Annotated in this window: 9 protein-coding genes and 1 rRNA gene; 8 read left to right on the top strand and 2 right to left on the bottom strand. The window is 59.7% G+C overall.

Going from position 1 to position 13,858, the window contains the following annotated elements; all coding sequences use genetic code 11:
• The first annotated feature begins 240 nt into the window (after positions 1–240).
• The 4 genes from HU755_RS23280 to HU755_RS23265 are packed head-to-tail and all read left to right on the top strand — an operon-like array spanning position 241 to position 5,838.
• On the top strand, positions 241–1,017 hold the full coding sequence (locus tag HU755_RS23280) for a DUF3050 domain-containing protein (RefSeq protein WP_186551549.1): 777 nt from the start codon (positions 241–243) through the stop codon (positions 1,015–1,017).
• On the top strand, positions 1,014–1,943 hold the full coding sequence (locus HU755_RS23275) for a diiron oxygenase (protein WP_186551550.1): 930 nt from the start codon (positions 1,014–1,016) through the stop codon (positions 1,941–1,943). Before HU755_RS23280 ends, HU755_RS23275 begins: the two co-directional genes overlap by 4 nt.
• A gap of 13 nt (positions 1,944–1,956) precedes the next feature.
• Positions 1,957–5,349, top strand: a complete 3,393-nt coding sequence (locus HU755_RS23270) for an amino acid adenylation domain-containing protein (RefSeq protein WP_186636911.1) — start codon at positions 1,957–1,959, stop codon at positions 5,347–5,349.
• Positions 5,350–5,370: 21 nt separating this feature from the next.
• A complete protein-coding gene (locus tag HU755_RS23265; protein WP_186636909.1) occupies positions 5,371–5,838 on the top strand; it encodes an SRPBCC family protein in 468 nt (155 codons plus the stop codon).
• A gap of 153 nt (positions 5,839–5,991) precedes the next feature.
• Here HU755_RS23265 and HU755_RS23260 read toward each other — a convergent pair whose 3' ends face one another.
• The gene (locus tag HU755_RS23260; protein WP_186636906.1) at positions 5,992–7,872 is read right to left on the bottom strand and encodes a methyl-accepting chemotaxis protein; all 1,881 of its coding nucleotides are present in this window, start codon (positions 7,870–7,872) and stop codon (positions 5,992–5,994) included.
• Between the two features lie 311 nt (positions 7,873–8,183).
• On the opposite strand from HU755_RS23260, the gene HU755_RS23255 reads away from it, so the two are divergent.
• The 4 genes from HU755_RS23255 to HU755_RS23240 all read left to right on the top strand — a co-directional run bounded on the left by HU755_RS23255 (position 8,184) and on the right by HU755_RS23240 (position 13,533).
• Positions 8,184–8,684: a sigma-70 family RNA polymerase sigma factor gene (locus HU755_RS23255; RefSeq protein WP_186636903.1), complete on the top strand. Its 501-nt coding sequence runs from the start codon at positions 8,184–8,186 to the stop codon at positions 8,682–8,684.
• Positions 8,684–9,685: a FecR domain-containing protein gene (locus tag HU755_RS23250; RefSeq protein ID WP_186624040.1), complete on the top strand. Its 1,002-nt coding sequence runs from the start codon at positions 8,684–8,686 to the stop codon at positions 9,683–9,685. The genes HU755_RS23255 and HU755_RS23250 overlap by 1 nt, the downstream gene beginning before the upstream one ends.
• An 87-nt stretch (positions 9,686–9,772) precedes the next feature.
• Positions 9,773–12,277 (top strand): TonB-dependent siderophore receptor, encoded by a 2,505-nt coding sequence (locus tag HU755_RS23245; RefSeq protein ID WP_186636901.1) that lies wholly within the window; start codon positions 9,773–9,775, stop codon positions 12,275–12,277.
• A 77-nt stretch (positions 12,278–12,354) separates the two neighbouring features.
• Entirely contained in the window at positions 12,355–13,533 is a 1,179-nt protein-coding gene (locus tag HU755_RS23240; RefSeq protein ID WP_186636892.1) for a PepSY domain-containing protein, read from the top strand.
• A gap of 73 nt (positions 13,534–13,606) precedes the next feature.
• Here HU755_RS23240 and rrf read toward each other — a convergent pair.
• Positions 13,607–13,722: ribosomal RNA gene (gene rrf, locus HU755_RS23235) — 5S ribosomal RNA — on the bottom strand.
• Between the last annotated feature and the right edge of the window lie 136 nt (positions 13,723–13,858).

Here is a 13,858-nt window from a genome sequence, read left to right as displayed (position 1 = left end):
TATTAATTTTTCCTCGCCAAGTTTGAACTTCAACGTTCACCTTCGGTAAATCGCCTCGGTGATGCGCCAGGCTCAAGGCCCACACCAGCCGACCGCTTCAGCCTGACAGGCCTGCAAGGTCGGACTTGAACAATGCCTCGGCATTTTTAATTTAGGCATTTTAAACATAAACAAATCGTTGTTCCGCTGATTGCGTAGTTGATAAAGCTGTTCCACTTCATATCACTGATAAAGGACATCATGATGCCCCTCAAGCACCAACTCGCCCTGAAGAAAGCCGAACTTAGCGTTCACCCGATCTTTTCCGAGATCACTTCATTGTCGGTATTGCGTCGATTCATGGAGACCCACGTATTTGCCGTTTGGGATTTCATGTCGCTGACCAAACGCCTGCAACAGGAACTGACCTGTACCCGTTTGCCCTGGCTGCCACCGCGCGATCCCCACGCCGCCCGACTGATCAACGAGATCGTCCTTGGTGAAGAATCGGACGATCGACTGGCCGAAGGGCACTACAGCCACTTCGAACTTTATCTGGATGCGATGCGCGAAATCGGCGCCAGCACCACGGCAGTGGAACGCTTCGTGGCGCTGCAAGAGGAAGGCGTGAGCTACGACGTGGCGTTGCAAAGCGTCGAGGTTGAGCCGGCGGCTGCGCAGTTTGTCCGCGATACCTTGCGCACTGCCCTGCAGGCACCGGGGCATAGCGTTGCCGCCGCGTTTCTGCACGGCCGCGAAAGCGTGATCCCGACGATGTTCCAGCGCATTCTCGATGACTGGGGCATCGGCATCGAACAAGCACCGACCTTCCGTTACTACCTGCAACGGCACATCGAGGTCGACTCCGAAGACCACGGCCCGGCGGCAGAGCAACTGCTGGCACGGCTGATCGCGGGTGATCCGCAACGACAAGCCGAGGTCTACGCCAGTGCCATCGCCGCCGTCGAAAGCCGCATCGCTTTATGGGACGGCCTGCGCCTGAGCATGGGCGCGCCACTGGCGGAGGTGGCCCGATGAACCCTGCCGACTATCAATCGTTCGCCGATGTCTGGGAGAGCCGCGCCACCATCCGCACACGTCCGCGGCGGGTACTGGAAGACGATCAGCGGCTGATCTATCCGCTCAGTCGCCAACCACTGGTGCTCAGCGAAACGTTCCTGCGCGAATGCCCGCAACTACGTGATTTCGCCCTGGTGCAGACGCTGTACAAATTCATCAACGACGTGGTGATTTTCGAGACTGAAATCGTCGACAAGACCGCGCGCAGCATCGCCAAGAATCGCTTCGACGTGCCGTTCCCGCTCGCTTGCCGCTATGACGCCATGACCGTGGTGGTCGATGAGGATTACCACGCGCTGGTGGCCATGGATTTCATGCAGCAGACGGTGGCGCTGACCGGCATCGAGCCCATCCGGTTGCCGGACGAAATCGAGCTGAGCCGGGCGATTCCCGCCGCCGTGGCGCTCGCGCCGGAGCACCTGCGCGGCGCGGTGGAACTGATCTGTGTGGCCATCGCCGAAAACACCGTGACCGGCGATGTCGCCGCGTTCGCCCGCGACGACACGGTGAAGCCATCAATCAAGGGGCTGATGGCCGACCACTTGCTCGACGAGGGCCGCCATTCCAGTTTCTGGGCACGCATGGTGCGCATCTATTGGCACACCGCGAGCGACGCGGACCGCAACACCATCGCGCAGATCCTGCCGGTATTCATCGGCCATTACCTGACCCACGACATCCAGAAGGCCTTCGACCTGCGCCTGATAGACGCGCTGCCGGTCAGCGATGCCACGCGCCGATCGCTGCGCGAGGAAATCGCCGGGCTAGCCTTCCCGATCAACCGCCACCACCCGCTGGTGGGCAACATCGTCAAGTTCTTCCACAACAGTTCGCTGCTCGACAGCCCCTGTGTGCAGCACGCCCTGCGCGACTATCTGGTTTGACAAGGAAGCCGACATGAAACGTCTCGACATTGTGCTGACAGGCACCAGCCAGGCCATGACCGACCTGGCGCAAGAACTGCTACAACACGGTCATTCAATACGCCGCAGCGCTGCGGCACTATCGGCGGTGGACCTGATCATTGACGATGGTTTTATTGCCGCCGGCGATGGCTGCGCGATCCCGCATCTGCATTTGCGATTGGGCGTCGCAGCCCGGAGCAGCGGCGGTCTGCCGTCACTCGACTTGCTGTGTTTTCTTGGCTCGTCGCTGATCAGCCGCGTGCCGATGGCCGATGAGCCGTCCGGCAACGGTCAGGCGTTGCGCCAACGGGTAATGGCGCAGGTAGTGGACGAAGTGACGTTGCTGGTCAGCCGCTTTTCCCGCGACCCCGACGCGCTTCGCCACGCCCCTGCGCTGACCGCGCCGGATTTCGAGCGCATGGAAGATCTGCTGTTTCTCGACAGCCTGGCGTATGTCCATCGCTTCAACGACACGGCCAATGCAGCGTTGCTGAAACAGGCGCAGGTCTCGGTGATCGAACGCCTGCAACAGAGCCTGATCGAGCATGCCGGACGGCCCGCTCTGCATCTGGACGGGCAGTCGATCAGCTACCGCCAGTTGCAGGCCCACAGCCTGGCGATTCAACAACGACTACAGCCCTTGCTTGAGCGCCACCCGCAACCGTGGGTAATTGCCGTCTGCCTGCCGAAAAGTCCGGCGCTGTACGCCGCGATTCTGGCGATTCTCGGCAGCGGTGCGGTGTATTTGCCGCTGGAGCCGAGCCATCCATTGCCGCGTCAGCAATACATTGTGCAGAACGCCGCAGCGGTGCTGCTGCTCCACGATGGCGAGCAGGCGCTGGGGGGCACGATGTCGGCGCTGGATATCAGCGGCATCCATGCAGCGGCTGCCGATCTCAGCCAACCCTTGCTGCAAAGACGTCCCGCCCCCGATGCGCCGTGCATGGCGCTTTACACCTCGGGCACCACCGGGCATCCGAAAGGGGTGCTGCTCAGCCAGGCCAACCTCGCGCACTTCACCGCGTGGTACGCCGACTATGTGCAACTGAGCAGCGAAAGCCGGGTATTGCAGTTCTCTTCGCTGAGCTTCGACTCGTCGCTGATCGACATCTTCCCGACGCTGATCGCCGGCGCCGAACTGGTAGTGCCCGACGACACGCAGCGGCGCGATCCGCTGCAACTGGTTGCGCTGATCCGCCGACGGCAACTGACCCATGCGTTCCTGCCCCCGGCGCTGTTGAGCATCCTGCCGCTGGAACACCTGCAAGGTGTGCAGGTGATGACCGGCGGCGATGTCTGCGAGCCTTTCGTCATCGAGCAACTGACCCGGCAGGGCACGTTGCATAACCTCTATGGCCCGACCGAGGCCACGGTACTGATTACCGCCCGGCGACTCGAAAACAGCGACAGCAATCGCAGCCTCGGCGCGCCGATCGCCAACAGTCAGGTGCTGATTCTCGACGACGATCTGCAACCGGTACCCGAACAAACCGTGGGTGAACTGTTCATCGTCGGCCCCGGTGTCTGCCTCGGTTACCTGAACAATCCGCAGCAGACCGCCGCACGCTATCTGACCCTGGCCTTGCCGGGAGGCGCGACCTTGCGCGCCTACCGCAGCGGCGACATGGCCAAGTGGGGCGAGCACGGCATCGAGTTGTGCGGACGACGTGACAACCAAGTGAAAATTCGTGGTTTTCGCGTCGAGCCGGAAGAGATCGAGCGTTGCCTGCGGGACAGCCGGTTGTATCGCCAGATTGCCGTGGTGATCGACAGTCAGCGGCGCATCCTTGCCTTCCTCGCCCAGCCGCAGTCAGACGATGCCCGCGAGGCGCTGCTGGCGCATGCCCGGCAATTTTTACCGGACTACATGCACCCGACAGCGTGGACCGAACTGCCGGGCATGCCGTTCGCCAGCAACGGCAAAGTCGACCGCAAAGCGCTGTTGGCAATGCCGGTGACCGTACAGGACGGCGCTGCGAAATGCCTGCCAGCGAATGCCGACGAAGCGCTGCTGCTGGGGATCTGGGCGGAGTTGCTGGAGCTGCCTGACCACGATATTTCCACTGACGAAAGCTTCTTCAATCTTGGCGGCCATTCGATTCTGCTGTCGCGGCTGTTGCTGCGCCTGCGTGAGGAGTTTGGGCGCAGCATTTCGATCAACCGCTTCATCGAACTGCCGACAATCCGCAAACTGGCAACGCTGGTACGCGGCACCGATGATCGCGCCGTGCTCAGCGTGCAGGCCATGGCCGATGCCGAACGTGCGCTGGATATCGAGCCGCTGCCGATCAACCGCATGGGCGATGTGCACAAAGTGATCGTCACCGGTGCCAACAGCTTTGTCGGCGTCCACATCGTTGAAGCACTGCTCGGCTGGGGGGCCAGCGAGGTGGCTTGCCTGGTGCGCGACGGCGGTGGGCAAACGGCGGCGCAGCGCTTTGCCCAAGCACTGCGCGAGAACCGTCTCGAGCACCTGGATCTGCGCCGGGTGCGCGTCTATGCGGCGGATCTGACTCACGCGCAGCTAGGCCTGGGCGATGACGATTATCAGCGGCTGGATCGCGAGTTCGGCGCGCTGGTGCACAACGCCGCCAACGTCAATCATGTGCTCGACTACGAGTCGTTGGCGGCGGACAACGTCGAGCCGATCTTCGCGCTCCTGAGGCTGTGCGAAGGGCAGTGCAAAAAGGTCTTCAACTTTGTCTCGACGCTGTCCGCCTCCAGCACCGTGGATGAGGCCGGTCGAGTATTGGAGCTGCCCGCCGCAGCGACGCCGCCGATCTACATTCGCAACGGCTACAACCTGTCCAAATGGGTCGGCGAACGCCTCCTCGAGCGGGCGCGCGAGCGTGGCGTGCGGGTCAATCTGTATCGCCCCGGCAACATCAGTTTCAACAGCCTGAGCGGTGTCTGCCAGCCGCACAAAAACCGCCTGATGTTGATGCTCAAAGGCTCGATCCAGCTCGGACAGGTGCCGGCCCTCGCGCTGAATTTCGACTTGATGCCGGTGGACTTTCTCGCCCGCTTCATCGCCTTCCATGCCAGCCGCTATTCGCCCGAGCGCGCGGTGTTCAACCTGCACAACCCCGAGCCGCTGAGCTGGGACGCCTATGTCGCTTCGTTTCGGGAAACCGGCCGCGAGTTTTCGCTGGTCAGCGTCGCCGACTGGCAGCAGCAACTGAGCCGGGTCGATGCCGACAACGCACTGTTCGGCGTACTCGGGTTTTACCTCAACGGCTTCGAAGAAGACATCGGCGATATCTCGCTGATCGGCCACGCCAACGCCGCCGCCGGCGTGCGGCAGATGGGCGCGCACTACCCGCACAAATCCCCGGCGCTGTTACGCCGCGGCTGCGATTACCTGAAACAGATCGATTTCATCTAGTGCATAAAAAGGAGCAACACCATGAACAATCTGCAACCGGACACCCTGATTAAAAACCCGCAAGGCTGCCACGTTGTGTCCTCGGTGGAGATACCGGCGGACGCCGCGCAGGTCTGGGCGGTGGTCGGCAATTTCGCCGGTTTCGACCGTTTCATACCCGCGCTGTCGCACATCGAGATGACCGGCGAGGGCGTGTCTTCGCTGCGCAAGAAGCATTTCAAGGACGGCAACATCGTCGTCGAACAGCTCAATTCACGCGATGACCAAGCGCTGAACATGACTTGGACAACGATCTATAACACCTTGGGGGTGGCGAATCTGTGGGCGGCGATGCAGGTGGAATCGCTGGCCGAAGGCGAATCGCGGGCGACCTGGACGATCATTGCCGAGCCGGCTTCGGGAGGTGAAGAAGCGTTGCCGGGGTTCAAGGATTTTGTGCAGGGGTTTGCTGATGAGGCGATGGGGAATGTCTTGAAGCTGTTTGTTTAAGGCTTTGGTTTGGCGGTGAATGAACCACCGCTTTCGCGAGCAGGCTCGCTCCCACAGTGTATTGGGTGTTCACACACATGTTGTGTTCAACCAAAAATACTGTGGGAGCGAGCCTGCTCGCGAAGAACGGTAACGCGATCTAACGGACTGCTATCAGATCTTGAAACTGTCGACCAATTGCTTCAACCGGTTGGCCTGCTGCGACAACGCATCGCAATCCTTCAACGTCTCGTTGAGGTTGGCGACGCTCTGCTGGTTCAACAGGTTGATCTGGTTGACGTCGACGTTGAGCGTTTCCACCACGGCGGTCTGCTCCTCGGTTGCAGCGGCCACCGACTGGTTCATGCCATCGATTTCGCCGATGCGCTGGGTCACGCTGACCAGGCGCAAGCCGGCCTGATTGGCCACTTCAACGCTTTGCTCACTAGATGCCTGGCTGGCGTTCATCGTGCTCACCGCTTCACGCGAACCCACTTGCAGGGAAGTGATCATCTTGTGGATTTCTTCCGCCGACTCCTGGGTGCGATGGGCGAGGTTGCGCACCTCATCCGCGACCACGGCAAAACCGCGCCCAGCTTCACCGGCACGCGCCGCTTCGATAGCGGCATTGAGCGCCAGCAGGTTGGTTTGCTGCGAGATCCCTTTGATCACATCGAGGATGTGGCCGATGTTGTCGGTGCTGGCGTTCAGGGTTTCGATCTGAGTGCACGACAGGCTGATCTTTTGCGACAACTCGGTCATCGCCTGAATGGTTTGTTCCACCACTTGGCGGCCATCATCGGCCTGCTCGCTGGCGCCGCTGGCATGCTGCGAAGCATCGGCGGCGTTGCGGGCGATTTCCTGAGTGGCGGCGCCCAACTGGTTAATCGCCGCCGCCACGCTGTTGGTGCGTGCGCTTTGTTCATCGGAGCCGACAATCGAAGCGTTGGACGACGCCATCACCCGCTGCGACAGATCGTGAACGTGACGGGTCGCCGATGACACTTCGGAAATCGACGCGTGAATTCGCTCAACGAACTGGTTGAATGCGCTGCCCAGTTCGCCGAATTCGTCTTTGCTCACGACCACCAGACGACGGGTCAGGTCGCCTTCACCTTGAGCGATGTCTTGCATCGCGCGGCCCATGGTGGTCAACGGACGCATCAACACGTTGATCAACAGGCTCAGCAACAGCGCAATCGCCGCCACCGCGACAAACATCGCGATCAGTGCCGAGGTGCGGAACTGGCTGAGTGCGGCGTAGGCCTTATCGTGATCGATCGAGAGACCGATGTACCACTGCGCATTTGGCAGGTCGCTGACCGGGGTAAACGACAGAATCCGCTCCTGGCCATTGAGCACGACGTTCTGATTGCCTTTTTCGATGCGCACGCTGGTGTTCGGGTAGATGTCCTTGAGGTTCTTCATCACTTGGTCTTTGTCCGGGCTGACGATCACCTGACCGTCAGCGCTGACCAGAAACGCATGGCCAAGGCCACCGAAGTCCACCGAGTTGATGATTTTCACCAGGGTTTCCAGGCTCAGGTCACCGCCGACGACGCCCAGCAGCTCGCCGTTCTTCTTCACCGGCATGGCGATGGTCACCACCAGACCGCCGACGGCCGCCATGTACGGCGGGGTCAGCATGGTCTTGTCGGCGGCGACCGCTTGTTTGTACCAAGGGCGCTGACGCGGGTCGTAACCGTCGGGCATCTTCGCATCAGGGCGCTGGGTAAAGACACCGTTGGCCTGACCGACGTAAGTGAATTGAAAGTTCGAAGTGAAGGCTGGTTGGTCGACCAGTCCCGGAAGATCGGCGCTCTTGCCTTGATGGGCCACGTTTTGCGCGAGGTTTTCCAGCACCAGGATTCTTCCGCTCATCCAGTTCTGCACACTGCTGGCGGTCAGGTCACCGGCCTGCTGCACGGAAGACTGGAGGTTCTGGCGAATGGTGTTTCGCTGCAGGTAGTCGTTGTAGAGCGTGAACAGCGCGAACGCCAGGACCACGACGCCCGAGGCGGCCAACAGGATTTTATGGCTGAACTTGAGATTCATTTCATGGGACTTCTTATGCCAAAAGTGGGGATGCGTTCCGGATGCAACATTCCATGTACAGCGCAGGCAGCGTTCTTCTGGCCGCTCTACTTTGGTGCACGCATGTCTCACCAGTCTGTCGGCACGCATGGAAGAAATCTTAGGGCGGCGTAGGAAATGGATGAGGTTTACGCATGATTCCCGCCGAACGGCGTGCCAGAGCGCCTGCGAGGAAATTTTTCTGGGTGTTGGTTGAGCGACAGTTGCAAAATCTGTAACCCTTGATGACAATGCGACTAATTATCATTTGTGACGTTCGGGCTGTTGCGTAAATGTCCTCTCCTGAGTTCGCAGTACAGACGCTTTACAGTAGTCATCACGGCTGGCTCAACGCTTGGCTGCGCGCACGGCTGGGCAACGCGGCGGACGCAGCGGATCTGGCCCAGGATACGTTTGTGCGCCTGCTGCAACGCACCGAACGCCTCGAACTCAAGGCGCCCCGCGCCTTCCTGCGCACCATTGCCCGCGGGTTGGTGATTGATCACTGGCGCCGCGAGGAAATCGAGCGCGCCTACCTGGAAAGCATTGCCCATTTGCCCGAAGCACAGGCGCCCGGTGCCGAAGCCCGAGCGCTGGTGATCGAGTTGCTCGAAAGCATCGCGCGCATGCTTGAAGGACTGAAGCCGAAAGTGCGTCAGGCTTTTCTGTTGGCGCAGTGCGAAGGCTTGACCCATAAGCAGATCGCCGAGCAGATGGGTCTGTCGTTGCGCTCGGTGGAGCGCTACATCGCCGATGCCCTCTATCACTGTTACGTGCTGCGGTATGAGAGCTGATGCCTGTGGATAACTTGTCATTGGGTCGGCGCGCCGAGCCGCAGCAGAAAGTGGTCCGGCAGGCCATTCACTGGTTGCTGCGCCTGCGTAATAACCACGGCAACCCGCGCCTCCAGCGCCAATGCGAACAATGGCGCGCCGAACAGATTGAACACGAATTGGCCTGGCAACGGGTGCAGTCGCTGCAAGCCGAGCTGAGCAACAACCTGCGTGCCGTACCCGGTGCGCAAGTGGCCTTCAACACACTGGAAAACAGCGCACAGGGGCTCGGCCGCCGCCAGGCGCTGAAGCTGCTGTCGGGCGTGCTGGTGATGGGTTCAGCGGCGTGGCTGGCCAAGGACACTGCGGTGTGGCAGCAATGGCGCGCCGATTACGCCACAACAACCGGCGAGCGTCGCGGCTTTCAGTTGCCCGATGGCACGCGCCTGGAACTCAATACCGCCAGCGCCGTGGATCTTGATTACACGGCGCAACAACGCCTGATCAAGTTGACTCGCGGCGAAATCATCGTCAGTTGTGGCGGCGCCGATGAAGGCGCACCGTTCGATCGGCCGCTGCGCATCGAAAACCGCCACGGCCGTTATGAACCGCTTGATGCGCGCTTCATCCTGCGTCAGGACAATGATTGCACACGGCTCAGCGTCACCCGTGGAAGGGTCGCCATCCATACCGGCGGAGCATCGGTGGAAGCACTTGCCGGGCAGAGCTATCTGATTGACCGCCATCAGGTAAGGCCGGCTCCGACGCTGCCCATGGATGCCGGCGCCTGGGTCGACGGCTTGATCGTCACGCGCAATATGCGCCTGGGCGACTTCCTCGCTGAGGTCGGGCGTTATCGCCAGGGTTTTCTGACGTGCGCCTCTGAAGTGGCTGATCTGCAACTGTCTGGCGTGTTTCGCCTGGAGGACACCGACAGGCTTCTGGCGGTGCTGCCGCAGACCCTGCCGGTGCAGCTGCGCTATCGCACCCGCTGGTGGGTGACGCTGGAATCGCTGGCCTGAATATTTTTTGGCGGGTTTTCGCAACGAGTCCGGCTTAGTCAGTAAGCAGTTCCACTCAGCCTTCGCGACTTCCTACGGAAACCTACAATGACTGTCCGCGCTACCTGTAAGCATTCTCTGAATATCACGGTTGAATCGGGTTTATTACGCCACGCCATCCGGGCGGCGCTGTTCTCTACCGCTCTGGGCGCCGGGGTGTTGCCGAGCCTGAGCCTGGCGGCCGGGCTGACTGGCAATGAAGTCAGCCATCGCTACGACATCCCTGCCGGAGCGCTGGGTGACGCATTGAACCAGTTTGCCCGGCAAGCCGGCATCACCCTGTCGATGACGCCGCAACAGACCCAAGGCCGGCAGTCGCCGGGCGTTCAGGGTGACTACTCGACGGAACAGGCGTTGAGCCATTTGCTCGGCGGTTCCGGTTTGCAAGCGGTCAGCCAGGACGGCAGCAGCTACATTCTGCGCCCGTTCGCGGAAACCGAAGCGCTGGCCTTGCCGACCACCGACATCAAAGGCTTCGCCCTTGGTAACGCGCTGGGCAGCATGGATGGCTACAACGCCACGCATAGCCAGATCGCCACGAAAACCAGTACGGCATTGCGGGAAACGTCGCAAAGCGTGTCCGTGGTGACCCGCGAGCAAATGGACGATCAAGGTTCGCAGACGGTGTCGCAGGCCATGCGTTACACCCCTGGCGTGTTGACCAATCCCTACGGTGCCACCCACCGTTACGACTACGTCGCGATGCGCGGCTTCAACGACGGTTCTGTGGATAACCTCTATCTCGACGGCCTCAAGTCGATGGGCGATAGTGGCACTTACAGCACCATGCAGGTCGATCCGTATTTCCTCGAGCGCGTCGACATTCTCAAAGGCCCGTCGTCGGTTTTGTATGGCCGCAGTTCGCCGGGTGGACTGGTGGCTCTGACGAGCAAGAAGCCGCTGTACGAGGCTTATCATCAGGTGCAAGCCACAGTCGGAACGCAGGGCCAGCGCGGGGTCGGCTTTGACTTCAGCGGTCCGGTCGATGACGACAAGCGCATCGCCTATCGTCTGACCGGTTTGACCGATCAGTCCGACACACAATTTGACCACAACAAGGAAAAGCGCTTCGCCCTCGCACCGACCGTCAACATCGATTTCAGCGAAGACACGTCGCTGACCCTGCAGGCGTACCTGCAGCACGATCCGGACGGCGGTTACCATGGTGGCGTGCCGGCGGATGGCACGATTCATCAGCGCAATGGCCAGCGCATCTCGCCACACTTCTTTGAGGGCGAGCCGGGGGTTGATGGCTACTCACGTGATCAGCAGTCGTTCGGCTACCAGTTCGAACACCGCTTCAACGACGTCTTCACTGCGCGACAGAACTTTCGTTACCTGGACTCCAAAGTAAACATGGATCAGGTCTACGCGTATGGCTGGACCACACCGACCAGCAATGAGCTGAACCGTTATTACACCGGGGGCGACGAGCGGCTGCACGCGTTTATCGTCGACAACATGCTCCAGGCCGAATTTTTCACCGGTGCGACCAAGCATACGGTGCTGATGGGCGCCGATTACCAACGACGCAAGACGGTGGTCGACTGGACCAGCGGCGGATTGGCGCCGATCGATGCGTTCAATCCGGTGTACGGCAACTCGACGATCGAGATGTACGGTGAGACCAGCTATCTGCGCCGCCTCGAGCAAACGGGTGTGTATTTGCAGGACTTGATCGAGATGGACCAGTGGCGCTTCTCGCTGGGCCTACGCCAGGACTGGGTAGAAACTTCTGATGAGAACCGGATTGCCGAAGCAGGTCGCCCGCAAGGCACCGAAATCAAAGACCGTCGCACCAAGCTGACCGGCCGCGCGGGTGCCCTGTATCTGTTCGATAACGGTCTGGCGCCGTACATCAGTTACTCCGAGTCGTTTAATCCGAATTCCTACGCTGACAGTGCCGGTAACCCACTGGCGCCTACCGACGGTAAACAATGGGAGGTCGGCCTGAAGTATCAGCCGCCAGGCACCGACAATCTGTTTACCGCGTCGCTGTTCCGCATCGATCAGGAAAACCTGGCGACCAAACTGCCGCAGGAAAACTTCTATCGCGCCGTAGGTGCCGTCCGCTCTCAAGGCCTGGAACTGGAAGCGCACACGCAACTGACCGATAACCTGAAGGTGCTCGGCAGCTACACCTTCACCGATATCGAATATTCCAAATCGATGGTCAGCACGCTGAGCACACCCACCGACGTCATCGAGAACAAAGGCAACTCACCGACACAGGCACCGCGGCACATGGCATCGCTGTGGGCTGACTACAAGTTCGACAGCGCGGCGCTCGATGGCCTGCGTCTGGGCGGTGGTGTGCGTTACGTCGGCTACAGCTGGGCGGATGCAGAAAACACCCTGAAGGTGCCCTCCTACACATTGTTCGATGCATCGATCGGTTACGACCTGGGCAAAGTCGGCTTGAAGGGCGTTGACCTGCGCCTGAATGCAAACAACCTGACCAACGAGTCCTACGTGGCGTCCTGCGCCAGCCTGAACTTCTGCTACATGGGCGAAGAGCGCAATGTCGCGGCGACGGTCAGCTACCAGTTCTAATCCTGTGCCCTGTGCATAAAAAAGCCAGCCCCTGATATTCGGGGGCTGGCTTTGTCGTCTCTGTGAGGGAAATGTTCATGCGTGCGTTTTTGGTTGTATTGCATCGCTATATCGGATTGGCAATCGCCGTGTTTCTGCTGCTGGCGGGGATCACCGGGAGCATTCTGGCGTTTAACCATGAGCTGGATGAAGCCTTGAATCCGCAGTTTTATGCGGCGTCTGCCGAGGGGCAACGACTGCCACCCGGCGATTTGGTCCAGGCAGTGCAGACTACGCATCCAACACTGCAGGTCTGGTACATGGAGTACCCGAACGAACCAGGACATACCGCGTTGCTGGCGGCCGTGCCACGCACGGACCCGGCCACCGGCAAGCCGTTCGACGAGCCGAACCAAGTGTTTTACCTGGATCCGGTGAACGCTGAGCAAAAAGGACAACGCTATTGGGGAGAATGCTGTTTCCAGCGGGAGAACTTCATCCCCTTCATCCTCGAGTTTCATTACAACCTCACGCTTCCCGAGAACTGGGGGCTGTTGCTGATGGGGTTGGTGGCCATCGCCTGGGTGATCGATTGTTTTGTCGCGTTATGGCTGACGCTGCCACGTGGTAAACCGTTCTGGAAGAAATGGTCGACCGCCTGGAAGGTAAAAGGCGGACATGCTTATCGCGTTAATTTCGATCTGCATCGTGCAGGGGGATTGTGGTTATGGTTGTTACTGCTACCGATTGCCGTCAGCAGCGTGGCGATGAACCTGCCAAGCCAGGTATTCAAACCGGTCGTGTCGTTATTCTCGCCCATTGAGCCGAGTGTCTATGAGGCGCGAGGCCGAATGCCTCCAGACGAACTGGGGGTCACGCAACTAAGTTATCAACAGGCGTATGAAAGGGCATTAGAGGAAGGGAAACGGTTAGGACTGACTGCGGCAATCGGGGAGTTGTACTACAGCTTCGAATGCAACTTTTACGGCGCGGGGTTTGGACAGCATGACACGCAGGCGCATGGCAAATCCTGGTTGTTCTTTCATGGTACGGATGGGCGATTACTGGGACAGGAAATCGCTGGGCAGGGAACGTGGGGCGAGCAGTTTTATCGGCTGCAGTTACCGATACACGGTGGCCGAATCTTTGGCGTTACAGGGCAAGTGATGATTGCAGTGCTGGGCGTGCTGATTGCCGGTTTGTCAGGTACCGGTGTCTATATCTGGTGGCGTAAGTGGCAGGCAAGGCGCATCAGCAAGATACGTAAAACGCTTTGAACAAGTGGGTTGGGTCAGGCCAGAAATGACAAAACCCCTGACTGCTCACGCAGACAGGGGTTTCGGAATTCAATCTTGACGATGACCTACTCTCACATGGGGAAACCCCACACTACCATCGGCGATACATCGTTTCACTGCTGAGTTCGGGATGGGATCAGGTGGTTCCAATGTTCTATGGTCGTCAAGAAATTCTTTATCTGGCCCGTCAACACGGTAACAAGCCAGCAAAAACAGGAACTTCTACTAAAACAAAACCCCAACTGCTTTCGCAATTGGGGTTTCGGAATTTAATCTTGACGATGACCTACTCTCACATGGGGAA

The organism is Pseudomonas sp. SWRI111 (assembly GCF_014268555.1).
In the GTDB taxonomy this organism is placed as follows: Bacteria; Pseudomonadota; Gammaproteobacteria; order Pseudomonadales; family Pseudomonadaceae; genus Aquipseudomonas; species Aquipseudomonas hamedanensis.
The sequence above is the reverse complement of the archived record's forward strand: the minus strand, read 5'-3'. Positions and strand labels throughout refer to the sequence as shown.

Coding starts and splice junctions, on each gene's coding strand:
- HU755_RS23280 (WP_186551549.1), top strand. CDS start 241: ATGATGCCCCTCAAGCACCAACTCGCCCTGAAGAAAGCCGAACTTAGC.
- HU755_RS23275 (WP_186551550.1), top strand. CDS start 1,014: ATGAACCCTGCCGACTATCAATCGTTCGCCGATGTCTGGGAGAGCCGC.
- HU755_RS23270 (WP_186636911.1), top strand. CDS start 1,957: ATGAAACGTCTCGACATTGTGCTGACAGGCACCAGCCAGGCCATGACC.
- HU755_RS23265 (WP_186636909.1), top strand. CDS start 5,371: ATGAACAATCTGCAACCGGACACCCTGATTAAAAACCCGCAAGGCTGC.
- HU755_RS23260 (WP_186636906.1), bottom strand. CDS start 7,872: ATGAATCTCAAGTTCAGCCATAAAATCCTGTTGGCCGCCTCGGGCGTC.
- HU755_RS23255 (WP_186636903.1), top strand. CDS start 8,184: ATGTCCTCTCCTGAGTTCGCAGTACAGACGCTTTACAGTAGTCATCAC.
- HU755_RS23250 (WP_186624040.1), top strand. CDS start 8,684: ATGCCTGTGGATAACTTGTCATTGGGTCGGCGCGCCGAGCCGCAGCAG.
- HU755_RS23245 (WP_186636901.1), top strand. CDS start 9,773: ATGACTGTCCGCGCTACCTGTAAGCATTCTCTGAATATCACGGTTGAA.
- HU755_RS23240 (WP_186636892.1), top strand. CDS start 12,355: ATGCGTGCGTTTTTGGTTGTATTGCATCGCTATATCGGATTGGCAATC.